Source organism: Methyloversatilis universalis FAM5 (genome assembly GCF_000214035.2).
In the GTDB taxonomy this organism is placed as follows: Bacteria; Pseudomonadota; Gammaproteobacteria; order Burkholderiales; family Rhodocyclaceae; genus Methyloversatilis; species Methyloversatilis universalis.
Window position 1 is genome coordinate 356602 of record NZ_AFHG01000059.1, and the last position, 25008, is coordinate 381609.

Annotated in this window: 20 protein-coding genes; 18 read left to right on the top strand and 2 right to left on the bottom strand. The window is 68.1% G+C overall.

The genetic code is table 11. From position 1 onward, the window contains the following. The first annotated feature begins 73 nt into the window (after positions 1-73). From METUNV1_RS19510 to METUNV1_RS19545, 8 genes are all read left to right on the top strand, one after another. Positions 74-3997 (top strand): YhdP family protein, encoded by a 3924-nt coding sequence (locus METUNV1_RS19510; RefSeq protein WP_008064812.1) that lies wholly within the window; start codon positions 74-76, stop codon positions 3995-3997. Between the two features lie 16 nt (positions 3998-4013). After that, positions 4014-4832 carry a carbon-nitrogen hydrolase family protein gene (locus tag METUNV1_RS19515; protein WP_008064813.1) on the top strand — a complete coding sequence of 273 codons (819 nt, stop codon included), beginning with the start codon at positions 4014-4016 and terminating at the stop codon, positions 4830-4832. An 11-nt stretch (positions 4833-4843) separates the two neighbouring features. After that, the gene (locus tag METUNV1_RS19520) at positions 4844-5626 is read left to right on the top strand and encodes an N-acyl amino acid synthase FeeM domain-containing protein (RefSeq protein ID WP_043360373.1); all 783 of its coding nucleotides are present in this window, start codon (positions 4844-4846) and stop codon (positions 5624-5626) included. Between the two features lie 19 nt (positions 5627-5645). Beyond that, positions 5646-7127: a metalloprotease TldD gene (gene tldD, locus METUNV1_RS19525; RefSeq protein WP_008064815.1), complete on the top strand. Its 1482-nt coding sequence runs from the start codon at positions 5646-5648 to the stop codon at positions 7125-7127. A 26-nt stretch (positions 7128-7153) separates the two neighbouring features. Continuing rightward, positions 7154-7678, top strand: a complete 525-nt coding sequence (locus METUNV1_RS19530) for a DUF2062 domain-containing protein (RefSeq protein ID WP_008064817.1) — start codon at positions 7154-7156, stop codon at positions 7676-7678. A 124-nt stretch (positions 7679-7802) separates the two neighbouring features. Then, a complete protein-coding gene (aroG, locus tag METUNV1_RS19535; protein ID WP_008064824.1) occupies positions 7803-8873 on the top strand; it encodes a 3-deoxy-7-phosphoheptulonate synthase AroG in 1071 nt (356 codons plus the stop codon). A 3-nt stretch (positions 8874-8876) separates the two neighbouring features. Continuing rightward, entirely contained in the window at positions 8877-10385 is a 1509-nt protein-coding gene (locus METUNV1_RS19540) for an ArnT family glycosyltransferase (RefSeq protein WP_008064825.1), read from the top strand. A gap of 7 nt (positions 10386-10392) precedes the next feature. After that, positions 10393-11259 carry a decaprenyl-phosphate phosphoribosyltransferase gene (locus tag METUNV1_RS19545; protein WP_008064826.1) on the top strand — a complete coding sequence of 289 codons (867 nt, stop codon included), beginning with the start codon at positions 10393-10395 and terminating at the stop codon, positions 11257-11259. On the opposite strand, the gene murI is transcribed toward METUNV1_RS19545, so the two are convergent. Then, positions 11260-12060 (bottom strand): glutamate racemase, encoded by an 801-nt coding sequence (gene murI / locus METUNV1_RS19550; protein WP_008064827.1) that lies wholly within the window; start codon positions 12058-12060, stop codon positions 11260-11262. A 38-nt stretch (positions 12061-12098) separates the two neighbouring features. Then, on the bottom strand, positions 12099-12665 hold the full coding sequence (locus METUNV1_RS19555) for a cob(I)yrinic acid a,c-diamide adenosyltransferase (protein WP_008064828.1): 567 nt from the start codon (positions 12663-12665) through the stop codon (positions 12099-12101). Positions 12666-12867: 202 nt separating this feature from the next. Here METUNV1_RS19555 and METUNV1_RS19560 point away from each other — a divergent pair, with 202 nt between their 5' ends. The 10 genes from METUNV1_RS19560 to METUNV1_RS19605 all read left to right on the top strand — a co-directional run bounded on the left by METUNV1_RS19560 (position 12868) and on the right by METUNV1_RS19605 (position 24687). Beyond that, positions 12868-14157, top strand: coding sequence for a glycerate kinase type-2 family protein (locus METUNV1_RS19560; protein WP_008064830.1), 1290 nt, complete (start codon positions 12868-12870; stop codon positions 14155-14157). Positions 14158-14302: 145 nt separating this feature from the next. Beyond that, complete coding sequence (locus METUNV1_RS19565) at positions 14303-15811, top strand: FAD-linked oxidase C-terminal domain-containing protein (protein ID WP_008064833.1); 1509 nt, start codon at positions 14303-14305, stop codon at positions 15809-15811. A 2-nt stretch (positions 15812-15813) separates the two neighbouring features. Beyond that, a complete protein-coding gene (gene glcE, locus METUNV1_RS19570; RefSeq protein ID WP_008064834.1) occupies positions 15814-16890 on the top strand; it encodes a glycolate oxidase subunit GlcE in 1077 nt (358 codons plus the stop codon). Between the two features lie 10 nt (positions 16891-16900). After that, positions 16901-18142: a glycolate oxidase subunit GlcF gene (glcF, locus tag METUNV1_RS19575; protein ID WP_008064836.1), complete on the top strand. Its 1242-nt coding sequence runs from the start codon at positions 16901-16903 to the stop codon at positions 18140-18142. 81 nt (positions 18143-18223) lie between these two features. Beyond that, positions 18224-19081: an HDOD domain-containing protein gene (locus tag METUNV1_RS19580; RefSeq protein ID WP_008064837.1), complete on the top strand. Its 858-nt coding sequence runs from the start codon at positions 18224-18226 to the stop codon at positions 19079-19081. Between the two features lie 101 nt (positions 19082-19182). Continuing rightward, positions 19183-19998 (top strand): PP2C family protein-serine/threonine phosphatase, encoded by an 816-nt coding sequence (locus METUNV1_RS19585; RefSeq protein WP_008064838.1) that lies wholly within the window; start codon positions 19183-19185, stop codon positions 19996-19998. Positions 19999-20560: 562 nt separating this feature from the next. Next, positions 20561-22195, top strand: a complete 1635-nt coding sequence (locus tag METUNV1_RS19590; protein WP_008064840.1) for a Re/Si-specific NAD(P)(+) transhydrogenase subunit alpha — start codon at positions 20561-20563, stop codon at positions 22193-22195. 66 nt (positions 22196-22261) lie between these two features. Then, positions 22262-23680, top strand: coding sequence for a Re/Si-specific NAD(P)(+) transhydrogenase subunit beta (gene pntB / locus METUNV1_RS19595; RefSeq protein WP_008064841.1), 1419 nt, complete (start codon positions 22262-22264; stop codon positions 23678-23680). 370 nt (positions 23681-24050) lie between these two features. Beyond that, a complete protein-coding gene (locus METUNV1_RS19600; RefSeq protein WP_008064842.1) occupies positions 24051-24398 on the top strand; it encodes a hypothetical protein in 348 nt (115 codons plus the stop codon). A gap of 88 nt (positions 24399-24486) precedes the next feature. Beyond that, positions 24487-24687: a heavy-metal-associated domain-containing protein gene (locus METUNV1_RS19605; RefSeq protein WP_043360471.1), complete on the top strand. Its 201-nt coding sequence runs from the start codon at positions 24487-24489 to the stop codon at positions 24685-24687. Positions 24688-25008: the final 321 nt, after the last annotated feature.

Sequence of the window (25008 nt, forward strand, 5' to 3'; positions counted from 1 at the left end):
GTGTTGCAGGTACACTTCCGCATCGTTTCACAGACGCAGTCAGCCACGCATTGACTGCCCGCAAAGATCCATCTTGTCCGAGCCTGTCCACGCTGAACCCGCCGCAGCGGTCGCCCCGAGCCCTGCGGCACCGGCCCGTCCGCGCTGGCAGCGTTATGCCGGCCGGGCGCTCGAGGCCGCACTGTGGGCCTGGGTAATCGCCGTCGCGGTGGTGCTGGTGGCCCGCCACTGGGTGCTGCCGGAGGTCGATCTGCACCGCCCGCGCATCGAACAGGCGCTGGGCGACGCGCTGCAGCGCAAGGTGCGCATCGACAGCCTGAGCGCCGACTGGACCGGTCTGCACCCGCAGCTGTCGCTGCGCGGACTCACGCTGCTGGACGAAGCCGGTCAGCCGGCGCTGCGGCTGGAGCGGGTCGAGGCCGCGCTCGGTTTTTCGTCTCTGGTGCGCGGCGAACTGCATCTGCACCGGCTGGACATCAACAGCCCCGACCTCTGGATACGGCGCGAAGCGGACGGCCGCCTGTTCGTGGCCGGGCTGGAGATCCGGCAGGACGGCGAGCAGGGCGGGTTCACCCGCTGGCTGCTGTCGCAGGGACAGATCAACATACGCGACGCCCGGCTGGAATGGGACGACGGTCAGCGCCCGTCGGCGCCGCCGCTGCAGCTCACCCATGTCGACATGCGGCTGGACAATGCCGGCAGCGACCACCGCTTCGGCCTGTCGGCCACACCGCCGGCCGAACTGGCGAGCCGGCTGGACATCCGCGGCGAGGTGACGCTGCCCGACCGCAACGACCTGCGCACTGCGAGCGGAGAGCTGTTCGTGTCGCTGGAAGGCGCCGACATGGCGGTCTGGCAGACCTGGGTGGATTACCCGATGGAACTGCCGCGCGGCCGCGGCGCTGCGCGGCTGTGGTCGCGCTTCGACGGCGCCCGGCTGACCGGCGTGACCGGCGAACTGGCGCTGGCCGACGTGCAGCTCAGGCTGGCGCCGGCACTGCCGCTGCTCGACCTGGTCAGCCTGTCCGGCCGGGTCAGCGCGGAACAGCTGAGCGCCGAACGGGTGGTCGCATCCGCCCGCCAGCTGCAGCTGGCCACCCGCGACGGACTGGCGCTGCGGCCGACCAGTCTGGACATTCACTGGCAGGCGGCGACCGACCGTTCGCCCGAGCACGGCGAGGTGTCCGCCAGCACGCTGGATCTCGACGCGCTCACCCGGCTGGCCGGCTACCTGCCCTTGCCGGACGATGTGCGGGAGCGGCTCGGCCGGCATGCCGCCGAAGGGCTGATCCACGAGCTGGATGGCGGCTGGACCGGGCCGCTGGCCGCGCCGGAGGCCTTCCGTGTCAGCGCCCGGCTGGAAGGTCTGGGCCTGCGGGCCGGTGGCAGCCTGCCCGGCGTGCGCGGGCTGAGCGGTCGCATCGAGGGCAGTGACGCGCGCGGCAGCGTGCAGATCGATGCGCCCGGGCTGGTGCTCGATCTGCCGGCGGTGTTTCCGCAGCCGGAAATCGCCTTTGCCCAGTTCAGGGCGCGCGCCGGCTGGTCGCGCAGCGACGGCGAAACCGAGGTGGCGATTGAATCCCTCAGTTTCCAGAACGCCGACGCGCAGGGCAGCGCGCACGGCCGCTACCGCACCGCCGGCGACAGCGCGGGCGAGATCGACCTCGACGCGAAGCTGGCCAATGGCGACGCGCGTGCGGTGTGGCGCTACCTGCCGCTCAGCATCGGACAGGACACGCGGGACTGGCTGCGCAGCGCGCTCACCGCCGGACGGGCGCCCGAGGCCACGCTGAAACTGCGCGGCCGTCTGGACGATTTCCCGTTCGAGGGTCGGCCCGGAGTGTTCCAGGTCAAGGTGAAGGCCGAAGACGTGACCGTCGATTTCGGATCGAGCTGGCCGCCGATCACGCAGCTGCGGGCCGACGTGTTGTTCGAAGGCAAGCGCATGCTCATCACCTCGCGCGACGGCCGCATCCTGAACACGAAGCTGGGCCCGACCACGGCCGAGATTCCGGATCTGGAAGTGGCCGAGGAGCTGCTGCTGGTCAAGGGCTCCGCCGCCGGTCCGACCGCCGAATTCCTGCGCTACATCGACGCCAGCCCGGTGGCCGAGCGCATCGACGGCTTTACCTCCGGCATGCGGGCGGAAGGCAACGGCCGGCTCGCGCTGTCGCTGACCATACCGCTGCGTCATTCGAAGGACAGCCGGGTCGAGGGCGAATTCGTGTTCGCCGGCAACCGGCTGGTGGTCGACAGCGCGCTGCCGCCACTGCTGGACGCTGCCGGCAAGGTGGGCTTCACCGACAGTTCGCTGTCGATACGCGGCGCCCAGGCCACGGTGCTCGGTTTCCCGATGACGCTGGACGTGGGCACCGGCGGCGGTGGCGTGGTGACCGTGGATGCACGCGGCCGCGCCTCGATGGAGGCGGTGCGCGCCCAGTTCGGCCAGCCCTGGATGACGGCACTGTCCGGTACCGCCGGCTGGCAGGCGAAGCTCGGCGTGCGCCGCAACGGGCTGGACATGACGGTCGACAGCGATCTGTCGCAGGTCAGTTCCGCGTTGCCGGCGCCTTTCGGCAAACCGGCAGGCGAGGCGCTGACGGTGAAGGTGGAGCGCATCGCTGCGCCGGATGCGCGGGAAGCCGCCCGGCGCGGCCTGCCGGTACTGCCGGCCGACCGCGAACTGCTGCGGGTGAGCGCCGGCCGTTTCGGCAGCGCCGATCTGGTCCGCCGCAGCACGGCCGGCGGCTGGGTGCTGGAGCGCGGCGCGGTCGGCCTGCCGCAGCCGCCGGCCCTGCCGGATCAGGGCGTGGCGCTGGCGCTGACCACCGATACGCTGGACCTCGACGCGCTGCGCCGCGCCTTCGCGCCGCCCCCGGCGTCCGCAGACACCGCGGGCGAAGGCGAACCGGTGCCGGTGTCGCGGGTGCGCATCGAGGCGAAGAATCTGAAAATGACCGGCCACTGGATGGAAGCGGCGAAGATCGACGCCCAGCGCCGCGGCGACCAGTGGGACATCGATCTGGCCAGCAGCCAGGCGCGCGGCCGGCTGACCTGGAACGCGCAGGGCAAGGGCCACGTGAAAGGCCGCTTCGAACAGCTGAAGCTCGATACCGGCGATGGCGAAGGCAGCAAGGTGAGCAGCAGCGAACCGCCGCAGGAACTGGACGAACTGCCGGGTCTGGACATCGAGGCCGAGCGCTTCGTGCTGGATGGCAGGCCGCTCGGCCGGCTGGAACTGCAGGCCAGCAACGAGCGACGCGCCTGGCTGATCAACCGGCTGGCGCTCACGATGCCGGAGGGCAGCTTCGTCGCCAGCGGCGCCTGGGGCACTACGCTGGGTGGACTGCGCGGCCGTGAAACCCGGCTTGATTTCACGATAGACACCGCCGATGCCGGCAAGCTGCTGGACCGCCTGGGCCATGCCGGCGCGCTGCGGCGCGGCACCGCGACCATGAAGGGCACGCTGCGCTGGCAGGGCACGCCGGCGTCGATCGACTATCCGACGCTGTCCGGCGCCTTCGACCTGAAGGCGGGCAACGGGCAGTTCAGCAAGATCAATCCGGGCGCCGGGCGTCTGCTCGGCATCCTGAGCCTGCAGGCGCTGCCGCGCCGCATCACGCTGGATTTCCGCGACGTGTTCAGCGAGGGCTTCGCCTTCGATCGGGTCGAAGGCAGCGTGGCGGTCGAGCGTGGCATCATGAAGACCACGGATTTCGAACTGGTCGGCCCGGCCGCCCGGGTGCAGATGAGCGGCAGCGCCAATATCGCTGCGGAAACCCAGAACCTCACCGTGAACGTGCAGCCGGCGCTGAGCGACAGCGTGTCGGTCGGCGCGCTGATCGCCAATCCGGCGGTCGGCGTCGCTACCTATCTGGCGCAGAAGGTGCTGAAGGACCCGCTGGGCCAGATGTTCTCCTTCCGCTACGCGGTGACCGGCTCCTGGGACGATCCGGTGGTGGCCAAGCTGGCGGACGCGTCCGGCCCGACCCCTTGAAGACGAGAGGCTGATCATGAATGCATCGACCCGCATCCGCGTCGCCGCGGTGCAGATGGTGTCCGGCCCGGTGGTGGCCGAGAACCTGGCGGAAGCCGGCCACTGGATCGCCGAGGCGGCCCGCCAGGGTGCGCGCCTGGTGGCGCTGCCCGAGTACTTCCCGCTGATTTCCGGCGACGAGGCGGACAAGGTGGGCATACGCGAGCCGGAAGGCGAGGGGCCGATACAGCGCTTCCTGTCGGAGTGCGCGCGCCGCCACGGCATCTGGCTGATCGGCGGCTCGGTGCCGCTGCACGCGGATGTGGACGACAAGGTACGCAACACCTGCCTGGCCTACGATCCGGAAGGCCGTCAGGTGGCGCGCTACGACAAGGTGCACCTGTTCGCCTTCACCAAGGGCGCCGAGAACTATGACGAGGCACGCACCATCGAAGCCGGTCACCGGCCTGTTTCGCTGGAAACCCCGTTCGGCCGGGTCGGCCTGTCCATCTGCTACGACCTGCGCTTTCCGGAGTACTTCCGCGCGCTGGGCGACATGAAGCTGCTGGTGCTGGGCGCGGCTTTCACCGAAACCACCGGCCGTGCGCACTGGGAACTGCTGCTGCGCGCCCGTGCGGTCGAGAACCAGTGCTATGTGCTGGCGTCCGCCCAGGGCGGGGTGCATCCGTCCGGCCGCCGCACCTGGGGCGATTCGATGCTGATCGATCCCTGGGGCAATGTGATCAACCGGCTCGCGCGCGGGCCCGGCGTGGTCGTAGGTGATATGGATCCGGATTATCTTTTTGAAATAAGGCAGAATCTTCCTGCGCTCGGTCACCGGCGCATCGCTTGCTGAGGCCTGTCCGCATGTCCGACCAACCTGCACGCAACCCGTCCCTGAATCCGCCCACGCTGGCGGAGGTGACGGTCATGGACGTCGAGCGTCTGCGCTCGATGTGCATCGAGCAGGAAGACATTCCGGGCACGCGCGAGATGGCGCAGCAGAAGGACAAGTTCCGGGTGCGCCTGCTGAGCAGCGATTCCACCCGGCGCGAGGGCGCCAGCCTGCTGATCGAGAAGATGTATTCGTGGCGGGGCTACCACACCAAGAAGCAGATCGACGAGGCGCCGAACCGGATCACGCTGGTGGCCGAATTCGACGGTCACGTCTATGGCACCATCACGGTGAATCTCGATTCGGACACCGGTCTGGCGGCGGATGAAACCTATCCGGACGTGATGAGCGCGCTGCGCGGCGAAGGCCGCAAGGTGTGCGAGTTCGGCAAGTTCGCGGTCGAGCAGTCGGTGAAGTCCAAGCGCCTGATGGGCACGCTGTTCCACCTGATGTGCATCTACGCCTTCCGCATCCAGGACTGCGACGACGCGCTGATCGAGGTCAATCCGCGCCATCGCTCCTTCTATGAGAAATATCTCGATTTCTTCGCCACCGCCGAAGAGCGCATCTGCCAGCGCGTCGGCGCGCCGGCGGTGCTGCTGCGGCTCACCCGCGAAACCTATCGTGCCCGGGTCGATGAACTGGGCGGTCGCTGGCGTGATCTGAAGGAAGAAAAATCGATGTTCAAGTACTTCTTCCCGCGCGTGGAAGAGGACGCCATCGCCGAACGCCTCGGGCGTCCGGCGCGCACCTGAAACGGACCCACACCGCTACATGAGCACGCCTGCCAGCACCCTTGCCGGTGCCACCGCCGTCACCGCCGCCGATCTGATCGGCACCGCCCGCTCCACGCTGCTTGCGCCCTTCGATCTGGAGCGCAGCCACCTTGACCAGGTGTTCGGCATGCTGGGCGCGCATCGCATCGACTATGCCGACCTCTATTTCCAGCACCAGTGCAGCGAAGCCTGGAGCCTGGAAGAGGGCATCGTGAAGTCCGGCAGCTTCAACATCGAACAGGGTGTGGGCGTACGCGCCATCCAGGGCGACAAGACCGCCTTCGCCTATTCGGACGAAATCAGCCTGCCGGCGCTGGAAGCGGCCGCCCGAGCCACCCGCGCCATCGCGTCCCAGGGACAGAGCCAGATCGTGCGGGCGCAGCCGGCGCTGGTGCCTGCGCCGCTGTACACCGCGCGCAATCCGCAGGGTTCGCTGAGCGACACCGAAAAGGTGAAGCTGCTGGAAAGGCTGGAAAGCTATGCCCGCGCCGAAGACGGCCGGGTGAGCCAGGTGATGGCCCATATCGCCAGCACGCACGAAGTGGTGCTGGTGATGCGCAACGACGGCCACATGGCCGCTGACGTGCGCCCGCTGGTTCGGGTATCGGTCACCGTCATCATGCAGGACGGCGACCGTCGCGAGCAGGGCTCGTCCGGCGGCGGCGGCCGCTTCGACTACGGCTACTTCACCGACGCGGTGCTGCGCGACTACGCGGCCAGAGCGGTGCATCAGGCGCGCGTCAATCTGGACGCCCGTCCGGCACCGGCCGGCACGATGAGCGTGGTGCTCGGTCCGGGCTGGCCCGGCATCCTGCTGCACGAGGCGATCGGCCACGGCCTGGAAGGCGATTTCAACCGCAAGGGCAGCTCTGCCTTCGCCGGCCGCATCGGCCAGCAGGTGGCGGCCAAGGGCGTCACCGTGGTGGACGACGGTACGCTGCCCAACCGTCGCGGCTCGCTGACCGTGGACGACGAAGGCAACCCGACCCGCTGCACCACGCTGATCGAGGACGGCAAGCTGGTGGGCTACATGCAGGACAGCCTGAACGCCCGCCTGATGGGCGTGGCGCCGACCGGCAACGGCCGGCGCGAAAGCTTCGCCCATCTGCCGATGCCGCGCATGACCAATACCTACATGCTCAACGGCGACCGCGAGCCGGAAGAAATCATCCGCTCGGTCAAGAAGGGCCTGTACGCGGTCAATTTCGGCGGCGGCCAGGTGGACATCACCAGCGGCAAGTTCGTGTTCTCGGGCGCCGAGGTCTACATGATCGAGAATGGCAAGGTGACCTATCCGGTCAAGGGGGCGACCCTGATCGGCAACGGTCCGGATGCGCTGACCCGGGTGTCGATGATAGGCAACGACATGGCGCTGGACAGCGGTGTCGGCACCTGCGGCAAGGAAGGTCAGAGCGTGCCGGTCGGCGTCGGTCAGCCCACGCTGCGCATCGACGGCCTGACCGTCGGGGGCACCGCCTGATCCGACTCCGCTGACGCCGCTGCACCATGCCGCCCTGGCTCAAGCGCTGGATACCCACGCGCGAACAGATCCTCGCCAATCCCGCGCTCGCGCCCTTTGCCGGGCGCCTGCGGGACGAGCGGCTGTGGCGCGCCGACCGCCAGAGCGTGGCGCGTGGCGTGTCGATCGGCCTGTTCTTCGGGCTGATGATTCCATTCGCGCAGTTCCTGTTCGCCATCCTGACCGCGCTGTGGCTGCGCGGACATCTGGTCACCAGCGCCGCCTGTACGCTGGTGTCGAATCCGCTCACCTTCCCGCCGATCTACTGGGGTGCCTACGAACTGGGGCGCTTCGTGCTGGCCCGGCCGGCCGCACCGGAAGAGCTGCGTCAGGTCGAGCACAGTGCCGACCGCATCGGCCAGATGGCCGGCACCGGGTGGCTGGAAGGGCTGTGGCTGTGGATAGGCGCAGCCGGCTTGCCGCTGCTGACCGGGCTGTTCATCATGGCCTGTTCGGCGGCCGCCATCGGCTACATGGCGGTGCATCTGCTGTGGCGCGAGCGGCGCGGCTGACACCGATGGCCGGCGGTTCACCGCCGGCATGAAGGAAGGAACTTCGCCGGCAGGGTAGAATCACGGACTTTGCTACGGCACACTGCCGGCGCGGTACCGAATAACGAAGCCCATGAACGCCCCCATGCACAAGATCACCGACGACGTCCGCATCAAGGAAATCCGCGAACTTCTGCCGCCCGCGCACGTGCTGCGCGAACTGCCGGCGAGCGATGTGGCCTCGGAAACCACGTTTGCCGCCCGCCAGGCCATCCACCGCATCCTGCGCGGCGCCGACGACCGCCTGCTGGTGGTGATCGGCCCGTGCTCGATCCACGACTACAAGGCGGGCATGGAGTACGCGAAGCTGCTGAAGGCGCAGCGCGAGCGTCTGTCCGCGGACCTCGAAATCGTCATGCGCGTCTATTTCGAAAAGCCGCGCACCACTGTGGGCTGGAAGGGCCTGATCAACGATCCCTTCCTCGACAACAGCTTCAAGATCAATGACGGCCTGCGTCTGGCGCGCCGCATCCTGCTGGAAGTGAACGAGCAGGGCCTGCCCGCAGGCACCGAATTCCTCGACACCATCACGCCGCAATACACCGCCGATCTGGTGGCCTGGGGCGCGATCGGCGCGCGTACGACCGAAAGCCAGGTGCACCGCGAGCTGGCGTCGGGCCTGTCCTGCCCGGTCGGTTTCAAGAACGGCACCGACGGCAATGTGCGCATCGCCTCCGACGCGATCAAGTCGGCGCAGGCGCCGCACGTGTTCCTGTCGGTCACCAAGGCCGGTCATTCGGCCATCGTGTCGACCGCCGGCAACGAGGACTGCCACGTCATCCTGCGTGGCGGCAAGGAGCCGAACTACGACGCCGAGGCGGTCGAGAAGGTGTGCCGCGAACTGGCCGCCGCCGGCGTGCCGGCCAAGGTGATGATCGATTTCTCGCACGCCAACAGCCGCAAGCAGTGCGCGCTGCAGATGGACGTGGCGCGCGACGTTGCGGCCCAGCTCGCCTGCGGCGAGGACCGCATCTTCGGCGTCATGGTCGAGTCGCACCTGAAGGAAGGTCGTCAGGATCTGGTGGCCGGCAAGGAACCGGAATACGGCCTGAGCATCACCGATGCCTGCCTCGGCTGGGAAAAGAGCGTCGAACTGCTCGACGTGCTGGCCGAAGCGGTTCGCGCCCGCCGCCGTGCGCTGGCCGACCGCGACTGATCGGTGAATACGCTGTTCGCTGCGGCGCCGGCTTCCAGCTGGCGCCGTTTCTATTTCATCAGCCTGCTGCTGACGCTGGTTTTCCGCGGCTGGCTGGGCGCGGTGCTGCCCTTCACCGGCGACGAAGCCTATTTCTACTGGTGGGGCAAGATTCCCGCCGGCGGCTTCTACGACCATCCGCCCATGGTGGGCTGGTGGCTGGCGGCCCTGATTTCGGTGTCGGAGGCCGAGTGGTGGCTGCGCCTGCCGTCCATCCTGCAGCCGGCGCTGCTGTCGTCGCTGATGCTCGCCGTCCTGCGCGACGACGCGCCGGCGGTGCGCTGGGGCACCGCCACGCTGATGCTGCTGGCGCCGGCCGGCCTGCTGGACGTGCTCATCACCACCGACATCCCGCTGGTGTATTTCAGCGTGGCGTCGGCGCTGGCTTTCCTGCACGCCCAGCGCAGCCGGTCGATGCCGGCGTTCGCGCTGGCCGGCCTGCTGCTCGGCGGTGCCTTCCTGTCCAAGTACTTTTCGGTGCTGCTCGGTCTGGCCTACATCGCCTGGGCGGTCTGGCGGCCGGCAGCGTGGAAGTGGAAGGGCCTCGGCCTGCTGGTGCTGTGCGCACTGCCGGCCGGGCTGTACAACGCGTGGTGGAACAGCCAGCACTGCTGGGCCAACGTGATGTTCAACGTGTTCAACCGGCACGGCAACGCGCATCTGGGCTGGCAGACGCCGCTGCTCTATCTGGTCATGATGGTGTGGCTGCTGACCCCGATGGTGGCGTGGCGGCTGGTGCGCGCGCCGTCGGGCTGGCTGCGGCAGCCGGCGCTGCCCTGGCTGGTGTGCGTACCGCTGGCGGTGTTCGCGCTGCTGTCGCTGCTGAAGACCATCGGCCTGCACTGGGTGTTCTCCTTCGTGCCGCTGGCCTTCCTGATGTACGCGCGCTCGGTCGATGCCGCCACGCTGCGCCGTACCGTGAACATCACTGCGGTCATCGCGGCGGTGCACGCGGTGGCACTGCTGGCCATCGGCACCACCTCGGTCGAGAGCTGGGAGAAACGGCTGGGCGAGCGCCGCTACGCAGGCATCGTGCAGACGGTGAAGGCGGACGAACTGATCGCCGCACTGGGTGACGACCTGGAGCGCTATGTGCCGATGACTGACGGCTATTCGCCCTCGGTCACGCTGGGCTACAACCATCGCCGCTACTGGGCGGTGTTCGGCCCGGCCTCCAGCCATGCCCGCCACGACGACATGCTGACCGACTTCCGCACGCTGGCCGGGCGCGACATCCTCATCCTGAGCAAGGAAAAGCCGGATCTCGCCGACTACACGCCCTATTTCCGGGACGTGAGCGAAGACACGCTGCAGGTGCGTGGCGCCACCTTCTGGCGCATCCGCGGCCACGGCTTCGACTACGCCGCCTACCACAAGGGCGTGCTCGAACCGGCCCGCCGGCTGTGGTACGCCATTCCGAAATGGCTGCCGGACTGCGGCTGCTATTTCGAAGAACGCTATTTCGGGAAGTGACGCCGCGATGATCGCCGCCGCGCTGCAGCTCATGCGACCCAAGCAGTGGGTGAAGAACGGCTTCGTGTTCTTCGGCCTGCTGTTCGGCCATGCCTGGCATGCGCCGGCCATGGTGCAGTCGGCGCTGCTCGCCTTTGCCGCCTTCTGCCTGATGTCGAGCGCGGTGTATGCGCTGAACGATTTCCGCGACATCGCGCAGGACCGTCTGCACCCGGTGAAGCGCCTGCGTCCGCTGGCCTCAGGCGCGCTGTCGCCGTCGGTCGCGGTGCTGCTGATGGGCGCCTGTTCCGCGGCTTCGCTGCTGCTGGCCTGGCAGGTCGGTGAAACGCTGGTATGGCTGCTGTGCGTCTATGGCCTGATCAATCTCGGCTACAGCTACGGCCTGAAGCGGGTGGTGGTGCTGGATGTGTTCCTGATCAGCGCCGGCTTCATGCTGCGCCTGCTGGCCGGCACCACCGGCCTCGGCATTCCGCCGTCGAACTGGCTGCTCATGTGCGGCCTGCTGCTTACGCTCTTCCTCGGCTTCGCCAAACGGCGCGCCGAAATGATGCTGATGGAAGAGGGCGGTGGCGCCCACCGCAAGGTGCTGGACCACTATTCGGCCGTGCTGCTGGACCAGTTCATCACCATCACCGGCGGTTGTGCGGTGGTGGCTTACGCGCTCTACACGGTGGATCAGGATACGGTGCGCATTCACGGCACCTCGGACCTGATCTACACGCTGCCCTTCGTGCTGTACGGGCTGTTCCGCTATCTCTATCTGATGCACCGCGAGGGCGGCGGCGGCGATCCGTCGCACGACCTGTTCCGCGACCGTCACCTGATCGCCGCCATGGCCGGCTGGGTCGCGGTGACCGTGTTCATCCTGCGCTGATCAGACCGGCAGCGGCTGTATCGCGCCGGCCGGCGGCCACAGCCGCTGCAGCGCTGCGCGCCCGCTGGCGTGGGCCGCACTGCTCCAGAAACTTTCCCTGCCGGTCCGCCCGCTGCACCGCAGCCCGCGCGCTTCGAGCGCCCGGCTGAGCTGACGCACCACCGCGTCGCCGGTGTCGATCACCTGCACCGCCGGTCCGGCCGCCGCTTCGATCAGCGGCCGCAGGAAGGGGTAATGGGTACAGCCCAGCACGATCACGTCCGCGCCCTCGGCCAGCAGCGGTTCGATGTGCGAGGCCACCAGCGCGCGGGTGGCCGGCGTGTCGAATTCGCCGCGCTCGACCGCCTCGACCAGACCGCTGCCCGGCCGGGTCACCACATGCACGTCGCGGCCGAAGGTGTCGAGCAGTGCGGCGAAGCGGCTGCTGGCCAGCGTGCCGGTGGTGGCCAGCACACCCACCGTGCCGGATTTCGTTGCGGCGGCGGCCGGTTTCACCGCCGGTTCCATGCCGATGATGGGCAGGCCGGGCCAGCGCTCGCGCAGCGCCTGGGCGGCCGCGGCAGTGGCGGTATTGCAGGCGATCAGCAGCGCTTTCGCGCCCTGGTCGAGCAGGAACTGGCCGAGCACCGCACTGCGTGCCCGTATCCAGTCGGCACTGCGTTCGCCATAGGGTGCGAAGCCGGAATCGGCCACGTACAGGAAATCCTCGGCCGGCATCGCGGTGCGCGCATGGCGCAGCACCGACAGGCCGCCGAGGCCGGAGTCGAAAACGCCGATCGGCGCTTCTGATGCTTGGCTCACGAACCGTGTTCAGCCGCGGCGGTGCCCCGGCCGCCCTTTCAGCCTGTTTCGCCGTCGTGCGCGCGGCCGCGCTGCCACAGCACGTCGCCACGGCCGGCCAGCCGGTTAAAGGTGCGGCCGAGCACGAACAGCAGGTCGGACAGCCGGTTCAGGTACTGCCGGCTGGCGTCCGACACCTTGCCTTCCGCCGCCGCGGCGATCACCGCCCGTTCGGCGCGCCGGCAGATGGTGCGTGCGAGGTGAGCCAGTGCGGCGGCGCGGGTGCCGCCGGGCAGGATGAATTCCTTCAGCGGCGTGAGGAAGCCATTCAGCCGTTCCAGTTCGGCGTCCAGCCGGGCCACCTGTTCCGCCTTCAGCAGGTGGTAGCCCGGAATGGCCAGTTCGCCGCCGAGGTCGAACAGGTCGTGCTGTACGTCGGTCAGCAGCGCCGACAGGTCGGCCGGCAGGTCTTCGCACAGCAGCACGCCGATCGCGCTGTTCAGTTCATCCACATCGCCCAGCGCATGGACGCGCGGGCAGGATTTCGAGACCCGGGTGCCGTCGCCGAGGCCGGTTTCGCCGCCGTCGCCGGTGCGGGTGGCAATCTTGGAAAGTCGATGACCCATGATGAGTTCGATAAGAGCTATTGATTATAAGTGTGCGCAAATATAAGGCCGGCGCACGCTAGAATTGCACATCATCCCACGCTGGCGCCCACCCCGCGACAGCCGGACAGCGGGCGGCCATCACCCGGCAGCGCTGCGCGGTTCATGCACATACACGCAGACCACACATCCCCCGCAAACGAACAGACCAGACGGAGTTGCCGTGAGTACCCCCGAACCGAAAGAATTCCTGCGCAAGCTTTTCCAGGCGGCGTTTGACGCCGCCAATCCCGATCTGTGCGTGCCGGCCAACCTGCCGCCGCCGCCCAAGGGCCGTACGATCGTAGTGGGCGCCGGCAAGGCCGCCGCCTCGATGGCGCTGGCGGTCGAGAAGAACTGGTCGGGCGAACTGTCCGGCCTGGTGGTGACCCGCTACGGCCACGGCGCCCCCTGCCAGCGCATCGAGGTGGTCGAGGCCTCGCACCCGGTGCCGGACGCGGCCGGCCAGCAGGCGGCCAAGCGCATCCTGGAAAAGGTGCAGGGCCTGACCGAGGACGATCTGGTGATCGCCCTCATTTCCGGCGGCGGCTCGGCGCTGCTGTCGGCGCCGGCCGAAGGCCTGACGCTGGAAGACAAGCAGGCGGTGAACCGTGCGCTGCTGGCCAGCGGTGCGGCCATCCAGGAGATGAATTGCGTGCGCAAGCACCTGTCGTCGATGAAGGGCGGCCGGCTGGCGCAGGCGGCCTTCCCGGCGCGCGTGTTCACGCTGGTCATTTCCGACGTGCCGGGCGACGATCCGGCGGTGGTGGCCTCCGGCCCGACCGTGCCCGACACCACCACACGCGAGGATGCGCTGGCCATCATCCGCCGCAACAACATCGAAGTGCCGGCGGCCGTGATGGCCTGGCTGGCGAAGCCGGAATCGGAAACGCCCAAAGCCGGTGACCCGCGCCTGGCGCGCTGCGAAACCCGCGTCATTTCCACCGCCCAGGCCTCGCTGCTGGCGGCGGCAGAGGTGGCGCGCGCGCACGGCGTGACGCCGCTGGTGCTGGGCGACATGATCGAAGGCGAGTCGGCCGACGCCGGCAAGGTGCTGGCCGGCATCGCCAAGGCCTGCGCGATCAATGGCACCCCGGTCGAACCGCCCTGCGTGCTGCTGTCCGGCGGTGAAACCACGGTCACGCTGGGCCCGATCAAGCCGGGCCAGAAGCCCAGAGGCGGCCGCAACTCGGAATTCCTGCTGTCGCTGGCCATCGCGCTCGACGGCATGAAGGGCATCCACGCGGTGTCCGGCGACACCGACGGCATCGACGGCAGCGAGGACAACGCCGGCGCGCTGGTGACCGACGACACCCTGGCGCGCGCCCGCGCGGCCGGCATCGACGCCCGTCACATGCTGGACGTGCACGACGCCTACGGCTTCTTCGCCGGCACCGGTGACCTCATCGTGACCGGGCCGACGCTGACCAACGTCAACGATTTCCGCGCCATCTACGTCGAAAAGAAGGTCTGAACGACCTCTGGCCTCCCCGGAAACGGCGCCTGCGGGCGCCGTTTCTTTTTTCCGTTCCGGCGCTGGCGCATCCTGCGGCGCAGAAGGCGGGCGCCGACGTCTGCGGTTATCATCCTGCCCCTGTGTCGCGTTACCGGAAGCCGCCATGAGCGCACTGCCGCAGGCCCACGAGGCCGCAAGCTCCACACCGGACATTCGCATCGACCGCGCCGCGCTGATCGCGGAACTGTCGCGCGTGCTGCCCGAAGACTGTCTGATCGCCGATCCCGGCCGGCTGCGCGCCTACGAGTGCGACGGCCTGATGCTGGTGCGCGAAATGCCGCTGGCGGTCGCGCTGCCGACCACCGAAGCGCAGGTGGTGGCGGTGCTGCGCACCTGTCACCGGCTGGGCGTGCCGGTGGTGCCGCGCGGGGCCGGTACCGGCCTGTCCGGCGGCGCCACGCCGCACAAGCAGGGCATCGTGCTGTCGACCGCCCGCCTGAACCGCATCGTGTCGGTGGACCGGCTGGCACAGCAGGCGGTGGTGCAGCCCGGCGTGCGCAATCTGGCGGTGTCCGAGGCCGCGGCGCCCTACGGCCTCTACTACGCGCCAGACCCGTCGTCGCAGATCGCCTGCAGCATCGGCGGCAATGTGGCGGAGAACTCGGGCGGCGTGCACTGCCTGAAGTACGGCCTGACCGTGCACAACGTGCTGCGGGTGCGCATGGTGAACATGGCCGGCGAGGTGATGGAAATTGGCAGCGCCGCGCCGGACAGCGCGGGCTACGACCTGCTGGCGGTCACCATCGGTTCGGAAGGCCTGCTCGGCGTGGTGACCGAAGTGACGGTGAAGCTGGTGCCCAAGCCGCGGGTCGCGCGCTGCGTGCTGGCGGCCTTTGCTGACATCCGCAAGGCCGGCCAGGCGGTGGCCGACGTGATCGCCGCCGGCATCATTCCGGCCGGTCTGGAAATGATGGACCAGGCCACCACCGCCGCGGTCGAACAGTTCGTCCATGCCGGCTATCCGCTCGACGCCGCAGCCATCCTGCTGTGCGAATCCGACGGCACCGAAGAAGAGGTGCAGGACGAGATCGCGCGCGTGCGCGTGCTGCTGGAAGCGGCCGGCGCCACCGAAATCCGCATTTCCAGTGACGAGGCCGAGCGGCTGCGCTTCTGGGCCGGCCGCAAGGCGGCCTTCCCGGCGGCCGGGCGGATCGCGCCCGACTACTACTGCATGGACGGCACCATTCCGCGCCAGCGTCTGGCCGACATGCTGGAAGCCATGGAGACCATGGCGAAGAAATACGATCTGGGCCTGCTCAACGTATTCCACGCCGGCGACGGCAATCTGCACCCGCTCATCCTGTTCGATTCGAACGATCCGGATTCAGTGCGCCGGGCGGAAGCCTTCGGCGTCGATATCCTGGAACTGTCGGTCGAGCTGGGCGGCACCATCACCGGCGAGCACGGCGTGGGTCTGGAAAAGATCAACCAGATGTGCAGCCAGTTCGGTGCCGACGAGCTGGACATGTTCCACCGGGTGAAGGCGGCGTTCGATCCGGCCGGCCTGATGAATCCGGGCAAGGCGGTGCCCACGCTGCACCGCTGCGCCGAAATGGGCCGCATGCACGTACACCACGGCGAACTGCCGCATCCCGACCTGCCGCGTTTCTGACCATGAGCTCACATCTTCATTCGGTGCTGCGCGAGCAGGTGCTGGAGGCGGCCGCCCACGGTCGCACGCTGCGCCCGCACGGCAGCGGCTCCAAGGATTTCCTCGCGCAGACGCTGAGCGGTACGCCGCTGGACATGCGCGGCGCGCAGGGCGTCATCGCCTACGAGCCGTCGGAACTGTTCATCACCGCCCACGCCGGCACCCGGTTGGCCGAAGTCGAGGCGCTGCTGGCGGCCCACAACCAGATGCTGGCGTTCGAGCCGCCGCATTTCGGACCGCACGCCACGCTGGGCGGCGCGCTGGCCGCCGGTCTGTCCGGCCCGCGTCGCATCAGCGCCGGCAGCCTGCGCGATTTCGTGCTCGGCGTGACGCTGATGGACGGTCAGGGCAGGGTGCTGCGCTTCGGCGGCCAGGTGATGAAGAACGTGGCCGGTTTCGACGTGTCGCGCCTGATTGCCGGCAGCTTCGGCACGCTGGGCCTGATTCTCGAAGTGACGCTGAAGGTGCTGCCCCGTCCGCCGGCCGAACAGACCCGCGTGCTGGCGCTGGACGAGGCGCACGCGCTGTCCGCGCTGCGCGAGTGGGGCGCGCAGCCGCTGCCGCTGTCAGCCACCCTGTGGCACGACGGCCGGCTGGCGGTGCGCCTGTCCGGCGCCGAACCGGCGCTTGCGGCCGCGGTGCGCATCGTCGGCGGCGAACCGCTGGCAGCGGATGAGGCGGCCGCGCTGTGGCAGTCGGTGCGCGAACAGCGTCATCCCTTCTTTAGCGGCGACGCGCCGCTGTGGCGCGTCGCGCTGCCGCCGATGGCGCCCGCGCTGGCGCTGGAAGGCCGGCCGCTGGTGGAATGGAACGGCATGCAGCGCTGGCTGCGCAGCGACATCGACGCCGACGCGCTGCGTCACGCGGTACGCGCGCTCGGCGGTCACGCTACGCTGTTCCGCGGCGGCCGTGCGGTGGATCGTGCGCTCGGCGTGTTCGAGCCGCTGGCGCCCGAGGTGATGGCGGTGCATCGCCGCCTGAAGCAGGCCTTCGACCCGTCCGGCGTGTTCAGCCCCGGACGCCTGTACGCAGAATTGTGAGAGCCGACTGATGCAGACCGGACTGGCCGATTTCATCCGCAACACGCCGGAAGGCGACGCCGCCGACAAGGTGCTGCGCAAATGCGTGCACTGCGGCTTCTGCAACGCCACCTGCCCGACCTACCAGATCCTCGGTGACGAGCTGGACGGGCCGCGTGGCCGCATCTATCTGATGAAGCAGCTGCTCGAGGGCGAGGTGCCGGCGAACACCGTGCTGCCCCACCTCGACCGCTGCCTGACCTGCCGCAACTGCGAATCCACCTGTCCGTCCGGCGTGCGCTATCACGAGCTGGTCGACATCGGCCGCGCGGTGGCGGAGCGCCGCGGTTCGCGTCCGCTGGCCGAGCGCGCGAAGCGCTGGGTGATGCGCGAGGCGCTGGCGCGTCCAGGTGTGTTCAATACCGCGCTGGCGCTCGGCCGGCTTGCGCGTCCGCTGCTGCCGGCGGCACTGGCGGCCAAGGTCGCGCCGGCGCGACCCGCCGGCCACTGGCCGCCGGTGCGTCACGCACGCCGCATGCTGGTGCTGGCCGGCTGCGTGCAGCCGGCGCTGATGCCGGACGTGAATGCCGCCGCGGCGCGGGTGCTCGACCTGCTGGGCATTTCGCTGGTCGAGATCGCGCGCGCCGGCTGCTGCGGCGCGCTGCGCTTCCACATGAATGACCAGGACGGCGGCCGTAACGACATGCGGGCGCTGATCGACGCCTGGTGGCCGGCGATCGAGCGCGGCGACGTCGAAGCCATCGTGATGACCGCGTCGGGCTGTGGCAGCACGGTGCGCGAGTACGGCCATCTGCTGGCCGACGATCCGGCTTACGCCGAGCGCGCCGCACGGGTGTCCGCGATGACGAAAGACCTGTCGGAAATCCTCGCCGCCGAGCGGGTGCAGATCGAAGGCCTGTTCGCGGCGCAGGGCACGACCCGGCGGCCGCTGGCCTATCACCCGCCCTGTTCGCTGCAGCACGGCCAGCAGGTGCGCGGCCATGCCGAGGCACTGCTGCGCGCGGCCGGCTACGACCTGCAGCCGGTGAGCGACAGCCACCTGTGCTGCGGTTCGGCCGGCAGCTATTCGCTGCTGCAGCCTGAACTGGCCGCGACGCTGCGCGACAGCAAGCTGCGTGCGCTGCAGGCCGGCGAGCCGGGCGGCATCGCCAGCGCCAACGTGGGCTGCATCGCCCATCTCCAGACCGGCACCGGCACACCGGTGCGGCACTGGATCGAGTGGCTGGACGAGGCCTTGCGTAGCGGTGGCTGAAGTGTGCTGAAGGACTCAAGTTCTCGGGCGGGCAGTCGTTAACGATCGCAGCCCGCAGATCAATCGAAGAGTGAGTCCTTCATGCCGCACGCCGCTGCCGCACCCGATCCCCAAGCCGTCGCAAGCGTCCTCGAATCGTCCGCCCTGCTTCTTCCGCCCAAGCCGCGTCTGCTTCAGGAAATCGAAAACCTGATGCGCAACCCGGATTTCGAGGTGTCGCATCTGGCCGGCAGCATTTCCCGTGATCCGGGCGTGCTGGCCGCGCTGTTCAAACTGTGCCGCTCGCCCGCCTACAGCCGTGGTCGCGCGCCGGCCAATGCCGAACAGGTGCTCATGCTGATCGGCCTGACCCAGACCATCAATCTGGTGCGCGGCATATCCATCCGTCAGGCCGCCGGGGGCCCCGGCCCGCAGATGGAGCGCTTCTGGGCCCGCTGCGAGGAAATCGCCAGCCTGGCGTCGCAGGTCGCCGGCGAGCGCGTGTCGGTGTGCAACGTTTTCCCGGATCAGGCCTATCTGGCCGCGATGTTCCACGACTGCGGCGTGCCGCTGCTGACCCAGCGCTTCAAGGAGTACTGGAAGACGCTGAACCTGGATGACGAATCGTGCTGGGTCGATACCGGCATGGAGAACGTGCGCTTCAACCTCGACCACGCCACCGTCGGCTACTGGGTCGCCCGCAACTGGGGTCTGCCGGACCTCATCGTGCAGGCCATCCGTTACCACCACGAAATGCCGGAAGACGACACCTACGGTCTGCGCAGCACCATAGGCATCGTAGCGCTGGCCACCCACATCTACCTGCACAACAAGGGTCTGCCGGATCCGATCTGGACCATGCGCTCCGGCGAGGTGCTGGAAGAACTGGGCATTCATGCCAGCGCGCTGGACGAGTACATCGACGAAATCAACGACCGTCACGTCAGCCTTGCGGTGTAAAGAATCGTGAAATGCGAACGACTGTTGCAGACATGAACGGACGGTTACACAAGGTCCGCCGGTCCGGGCGCTAGAATCGGCCGAGGTATCCGGAAAGCTTCATGGCACTCAAACTCGACAGCTGCGTTGCGCAGCACATAGGCGACCGCAAGGAACAGCAGGACCGCGCGGCGGTTTTTCCGCATTCCCGTCACAAGGGCATGCTGATGGCCGTGCTCGCCGATGGCATGGGCGGGCACAGCGGCGGCGCCATGGCGGCCGAGCAGGTGGTGCTGAAGGCGCGCGAAAACTTCGAAACCTACGCACCGTCGGTGGAAAAGCCGCAGGACCTGCTGCGCAGTGTGGTGGAAGAGTCACACGTGGTAATCAAGCTCACCCGCTTTACGTCCGAGCAGGATCCGCACTCGACCGCCTGCGTGCTGCTGATGAACGGTGGGCGCGCTGACTGGGCGCACTGCGGCGATTCCCGCATCTACCATTTCCGCAACGACAGGCTGGTCAGCTGCAGCAAGGACCACTCGCTGGTCGGCGAACTGATGCGCCAGGGCCGTCTCGACCAGGAAGGCGCCAAGACCCACCCGCAGCGCAATCTGCTTCTGCACTGTCTCGGTGCGCAGAAGGAGCCGGTGATCGACTTCGGCGGCACCGATGCGCTGACCGATGGCGACAGCTTCGTCGTGTGCTCCGACGGCCTGTGGGCCTATTTCTCGGATGAGGAACTGGGCGGCGTGCTGTCGGTGTATTCGGCGCGTGAAGCGGCCGAGGTGCTGATCAAGCGTGCCCGCGAGCGCGGCCGGCCGACCGGTGACAACGTGTCGCTCATCATCATCAAGCTGGTGGATGTCGAAGCCCGACAGAAAGCCGAACAGGTCCGGCTTGATGCGGCGCGCCGCAAGCTCGGAAAGCTCCCTGCCTGACGCCTGAGGCGGGAACCGCCGGAGACGGCCTGTGCGCTCCAGAAAGCCCTGTGTTGCGATGCAACACAGGGCTTTTCTTTTGTCAATGACTCGCAGTGAGTTGTTGTGCTGCGGCGCAACGTGCATCTTTTTTGGCGCAAAGTGCTGCGCCGTGAAGCCTGACACGCTAGACTGCGCGATCCGGAAGACGGGGGGAGGAGCGCGGCGCAAGCGCTCCGTGCGACCAACAATGCGCCCGTCGCCGGATCGGTCATGTGCGGCCAGGGGCCGTTTCGAACAGGGGAGCGTACGATCCTTGCAACGGCGCCTTCGTGGATCTGATGGCTTTGGTGGTACCCGAAGCCTTGCCGGTAATCCCCGGCACCTCCGGGCCATCGACAGAGCCGCTGCCGAAGGGCGTGTCCGCCGCCAGCGTGCGCTGGGGGTGCCAAAGCACGAGGCCGCGACGGACAGCGCCTGCTGTGTTCGGGGCAGGCTGACGGTTCCGCCACTGCTTCCGCCCCCTGATACGCCGTCGCGCAGCAACTGACCGAATTCCAACAAATCGACTGAGGACCTACGCATGACTTCTGGCGCATCGAACGACAACGCCGCGGCCGGCGCGGCAGCCCCCACGCCGCAGCGCATCGGCGTCCCCCGAGAGATCTTCCCGGGTGAAAAGCGCGTGGCCACGGTGCCAGACGTGGTGACCAAACTGGCCAAGCTGGGTTTTGGCGTGATCGTGGAGACCGGCGCGGGTGATCTGGCCGACCTGTCCGATGACGCCTACCGCGAAGCGGGCGCCAGCATCGCCGCCTCTGCGACCGAGCTGTGGAGCAGCGCCGACATCGTGTTCAAGGTGCGTCCGCCGACGGCCGACGAGGTGGCGCTGATGCACGAAGGGCAGACCCTGATCGGCTTCGTCTGGCCGGCGCAGAACCCTGAGTTGATGCAGCAGCTGGCGGCGAAGAAGGTCACCGTGCTGGCCATCGACGCGCTGCCGCGTACGCTCAGCCGCGCGCAGAAGATGGACGCGCTGACCTCCATGGCCGGCGTCAGCGGCTACCGCGCGGTGGTCGAGGCGGCCAACGCCTTCGGGCGCTTCTTCAATGGCCAGATCACCGCCGCGGGCAAGGTGCCGCCGGCCAAGGTGTTCATTGCCGGTGCCGGTGTGGCCGGCCTGGCGGCCATTGGCGCGGCGGCCAGCCTGGGCGCCATCGTGCGCGCCAACGACACCCGCGCCGAGGTGGCCGACCAGGTCGTCTCGCTGGGTGGCGAGTTCGTCAAGGTCGACTACGAGGAAGAGGGCTCGGGCGGCGGCGGCTACGCCAAAGTCATGAGCGAAGGCTTCCAGGCCGCGCAGCGCGAGATGTACGCCCAGCAGGCACGCGAGGTGGACATCATCATCACCACCGCGCTGATACCGGGCAAGCCTGCACCCCGTCTGATCACGGCCGAGATGGTGCGCAGCATGAAGCCCGGCAGCGTGATCGTCGACATGGCGGCCGAACAGGGCGGCAACTGCGAACTCACCGAACCGGGCAAGGCCGTGGTCAAGCATGGCGTGACCATCGTCGGCTTCACCGACCTGGCCTCACGCATGGCACGCCAGTCGTCCACGCTTTACGGCACCAACCTGTTCCGCCTGACCGAAGAGCTGTGCAAGACCAAGGACGGTGTCATCAACGTCAACATGGACGACGATGCCATCCGTGGCCTGACCGTGATCAAGGACGGCGAGATCACCTGGCCGGCTCCGCCCATCGCCGCCGCTCCGAAGCCCGCGCCCAAGCCGGCCGCCGCAGCGGTTGAAAAGAAGAGCGGTCATGGGCACGGCCCCGGCGGCCCGATGCCCGCCAAGACGCTGGCCATCATTTTCGCCGTGGGGGCGCTGGCGTTCTGGGCCATCGGTTCGTTCGCGCCGGCCGCGTTCCTGGGCCACTTCACGGTGTTCGTGCTGGCCTGCTTCATCGGCTACATGGTGGTCTGGAACGTCACGCCCGCGCTGCACACGCCGCTGATGAGCGTGACCAACGCGATCTCCAGCATCATCGTCATAGGCGCGCTGATCCAGATCGCGCCGCCTGATGCCGGTGCGAACGGTCGACCGGACCAGCTCATCCTCTGGCTTGCCTTCGCCGGCATCGTGCTGACCGCGATCAACATGTTCGGCGGCTTTGCCGTGACGCGCCGCATGCTGGCGATGTTCCAAAAGTAAGGACCCTGGGGACGGACCTTCGGCTCCGTCCCCGGCCGATCAAGACAAGAAAGAGACGAGACACTCATGTCCCAAAGCCTTGCCACGGTGGCCTACCTCGGAGCCGCCATCCTGTTCATCCTCAGTCTGGGCGGCCTGTCCAACCCGGAATCGTCGCGCCGCGGCAATCTGTACGGCATGGTCGGCATGGCGCTGGCCGTGCTCGCCACGGTCTTCGGGCCGCGCGTTTCACCCGCTGGCATTCCCTGGATCGTCGGCGCCCTGGTGGTGGGCGGCAGCATCGGCCTGTATGCCGCGAAAGCGGTCAAGATGACCCAGATGCCCGAGCTGGTCGCGCTGATGCACAGCCTGGTCGGTCTGGCCGCTTGCCTGGTCGGCTTCGCCAGCTATGTCGACACGTCGCTTCAACTCGAAGGTGCCGAGAAAGCCATCCACGAAGTCGAGATCTACGTGGGCATCCTAATCGGTGCGGTCACCTTCTCCGGTTCGCTGATTGCCTTCGGAAAGCTCAACGGAAAGATCGGCGGCAAGCCGCTGCTGCTGCCGGCGCGCCACTGGCTCAACCTGATCGCGCTGCTGGTGGTGATCTGGTACGGCCGCGAGTTCATCCGTGCCGAGAGCGTCGCCGACGGCATGACCCCGCTGATCATCATGACGGTGCTGGCGCTGCTGTTCGGCATCCACATGGTGATGGCCATCGGGGGCGCCGACATGCCGGTGGTCGTGTCCATGCTCAACAGCTACTCCGGCTGGGCGGCCGCCGCCACCGGCTTCATGCTCAGCAACGACCTGCTGATCGTCACCGGTGCGCTGGTCGGCTCATCGGGCGCCATCCTGTCCTACATCATGTGCAACGCGATGAACCGCAACTTCATCAGCGTGATCGCCGGTGGCTTCGGCAGTGGCGCAGGCACGCCGGCCGCCAAGGCAGACGGCGCGGCCGCCGAGCCCCAGGGCGAGGTGACGCCGGTCAGCGCCACCGAGACCGCCGAGATGCTGCGCGAGGCCAAGAACGTGATCATCGTTCCCGGCTACGGCATGGCTGTCGCCCAGGCCCAGCACACGGTGTTCGAGATCACCCGCACCCTGCGCGATAAGGGCGTGAACGTGCGCTTCGGCATCCACCCCGTGGCCGGCCGCATGCCAGGCCACATGAACGTGCTGCTGGCCGAAGCCAAGGTGCCCTACGACATCGTCTTCGAAATGGACGAACTCAACGAGGACTTCCCGGACACCGACGTGGCCATGGTCATTGGCGCCAACGACATCGTCAATCCGGCCGCGCAGGACGACCCGACCAGCCCGATCGCCGGCATGCCGGTGCTCGAAGTCTGGAAGGCCCGCACCAGCATCGTCATGAAGCGCTCCATGGCCAGCGGCTACGCGGGCGTGGACAACCCGCTGTTCTACAAGGACAACAACCGCATGCTGTTCGGCGACGCGAAGAAGATGCTCGACGAGATCCTGGTGGCGCTCAAGAGTTGATCGGACACTGTGTCGGGCCGGAAGGCCAGGCCCGACGTCCCAAGGCGGGCCCTGTTGCCCGCCTGTTTTTTTGGCGCCGCGTGACGTCCCGCTGCGGCCTGAGACTCTGCGTCAGTTTCGGGTCAGGGTAAGACACGATCGCCGGCCCCATGGTGCTGGGATGGTCGCCTTCGCCAAGCTGCAGGGCCTGATCAAGTCGCTGAGCGGACCGCTCTTTATCGGCCGGAGAACCGCGTGTCCGCGTCAGCGGCACGCGGTTTTTCCTTGTCCGCCCGGCAGCCGGTCGCGCAAGGTCAAGCGCCAGGCATGCGCCTTCAACTACACTTCATGCAGCGCGCAAGGTCGCCGCTGTTTCATCCGAGGAGCTGACATGCAGGACCCGATACTCGAACTCATCGTGAAGTTCGCCGAATCCGATGCACAGCTGGAAACCGCGGTCACGCTGGTGGTCGATGGCTTCCTGATTTCCGGTTTCGTGATCAGTCGTGCGCAGTACATGCAGCACCACATCCTGACGTCTTCGATCGAACAGGGCATCAAGGACGCGCTGGCGGCGGGCAAGCCTTCCGACGACGGCGCGCGCGCCTTCATCCATCTGCGCGACGCCATGTATTTCACCCCCGGTCAGGATCCGGTGCCCGCCAATGAATCGGTGGTGTGCCGCATCGGCCTCGATCGCGTGTCCGCCTTCCATCTGGGATTTCTCGAAAGCATCTGATGGCGGCCACGCGCGGATGGCGCGGACAGGGGGCGGCATGAACGGCCCCTTGCCTGCCGATGTGTCCGGCGGCACGGCGGAGACGGTCGTGCATAGCCGCATACGCATCGTCGGCCTGAACTGCCCGAAGTGCGTGGTCGGTCTGCAGGCCACGCTGGAGGCGCTGCCCGGCGTGCGCCAGGTGGCGATTCATGTCGAGCACGGCGACGTGGATGTCGAGCACCTGCAGGCCTGCGACCGCGAGCGCCTGTTCGACGCGATCGAACAGGCCGGTTACGACGCGGTCTGAGCCCGCCACCCGGGTCCGGGGCATGCCCGGGCAGGAGGTGGATTCCTACACGTCGTGCCGCGAACGCCGACAGGACATCGCTGCCTGTGCCCATAGAGTGGACCCAGGTGCCGGTGCGCTGCTGCCCGGCCTTCGCGATGGAGGACGCCCCGTGAACGCATTGCCCTTTCCGCCGCTGCGCGTCGTTGCGGTGCTTCCGGAGGCCGTCCTCACGGCCCGGGCAGGCGCCGACTGCGAACCCTGCTGGGGTCTCGAATGTGCGCTGCCCTTCCTGATCCCCGCACTGAGGCCGGCCGGGGCTGATGCAGGCTGGGCCGACAC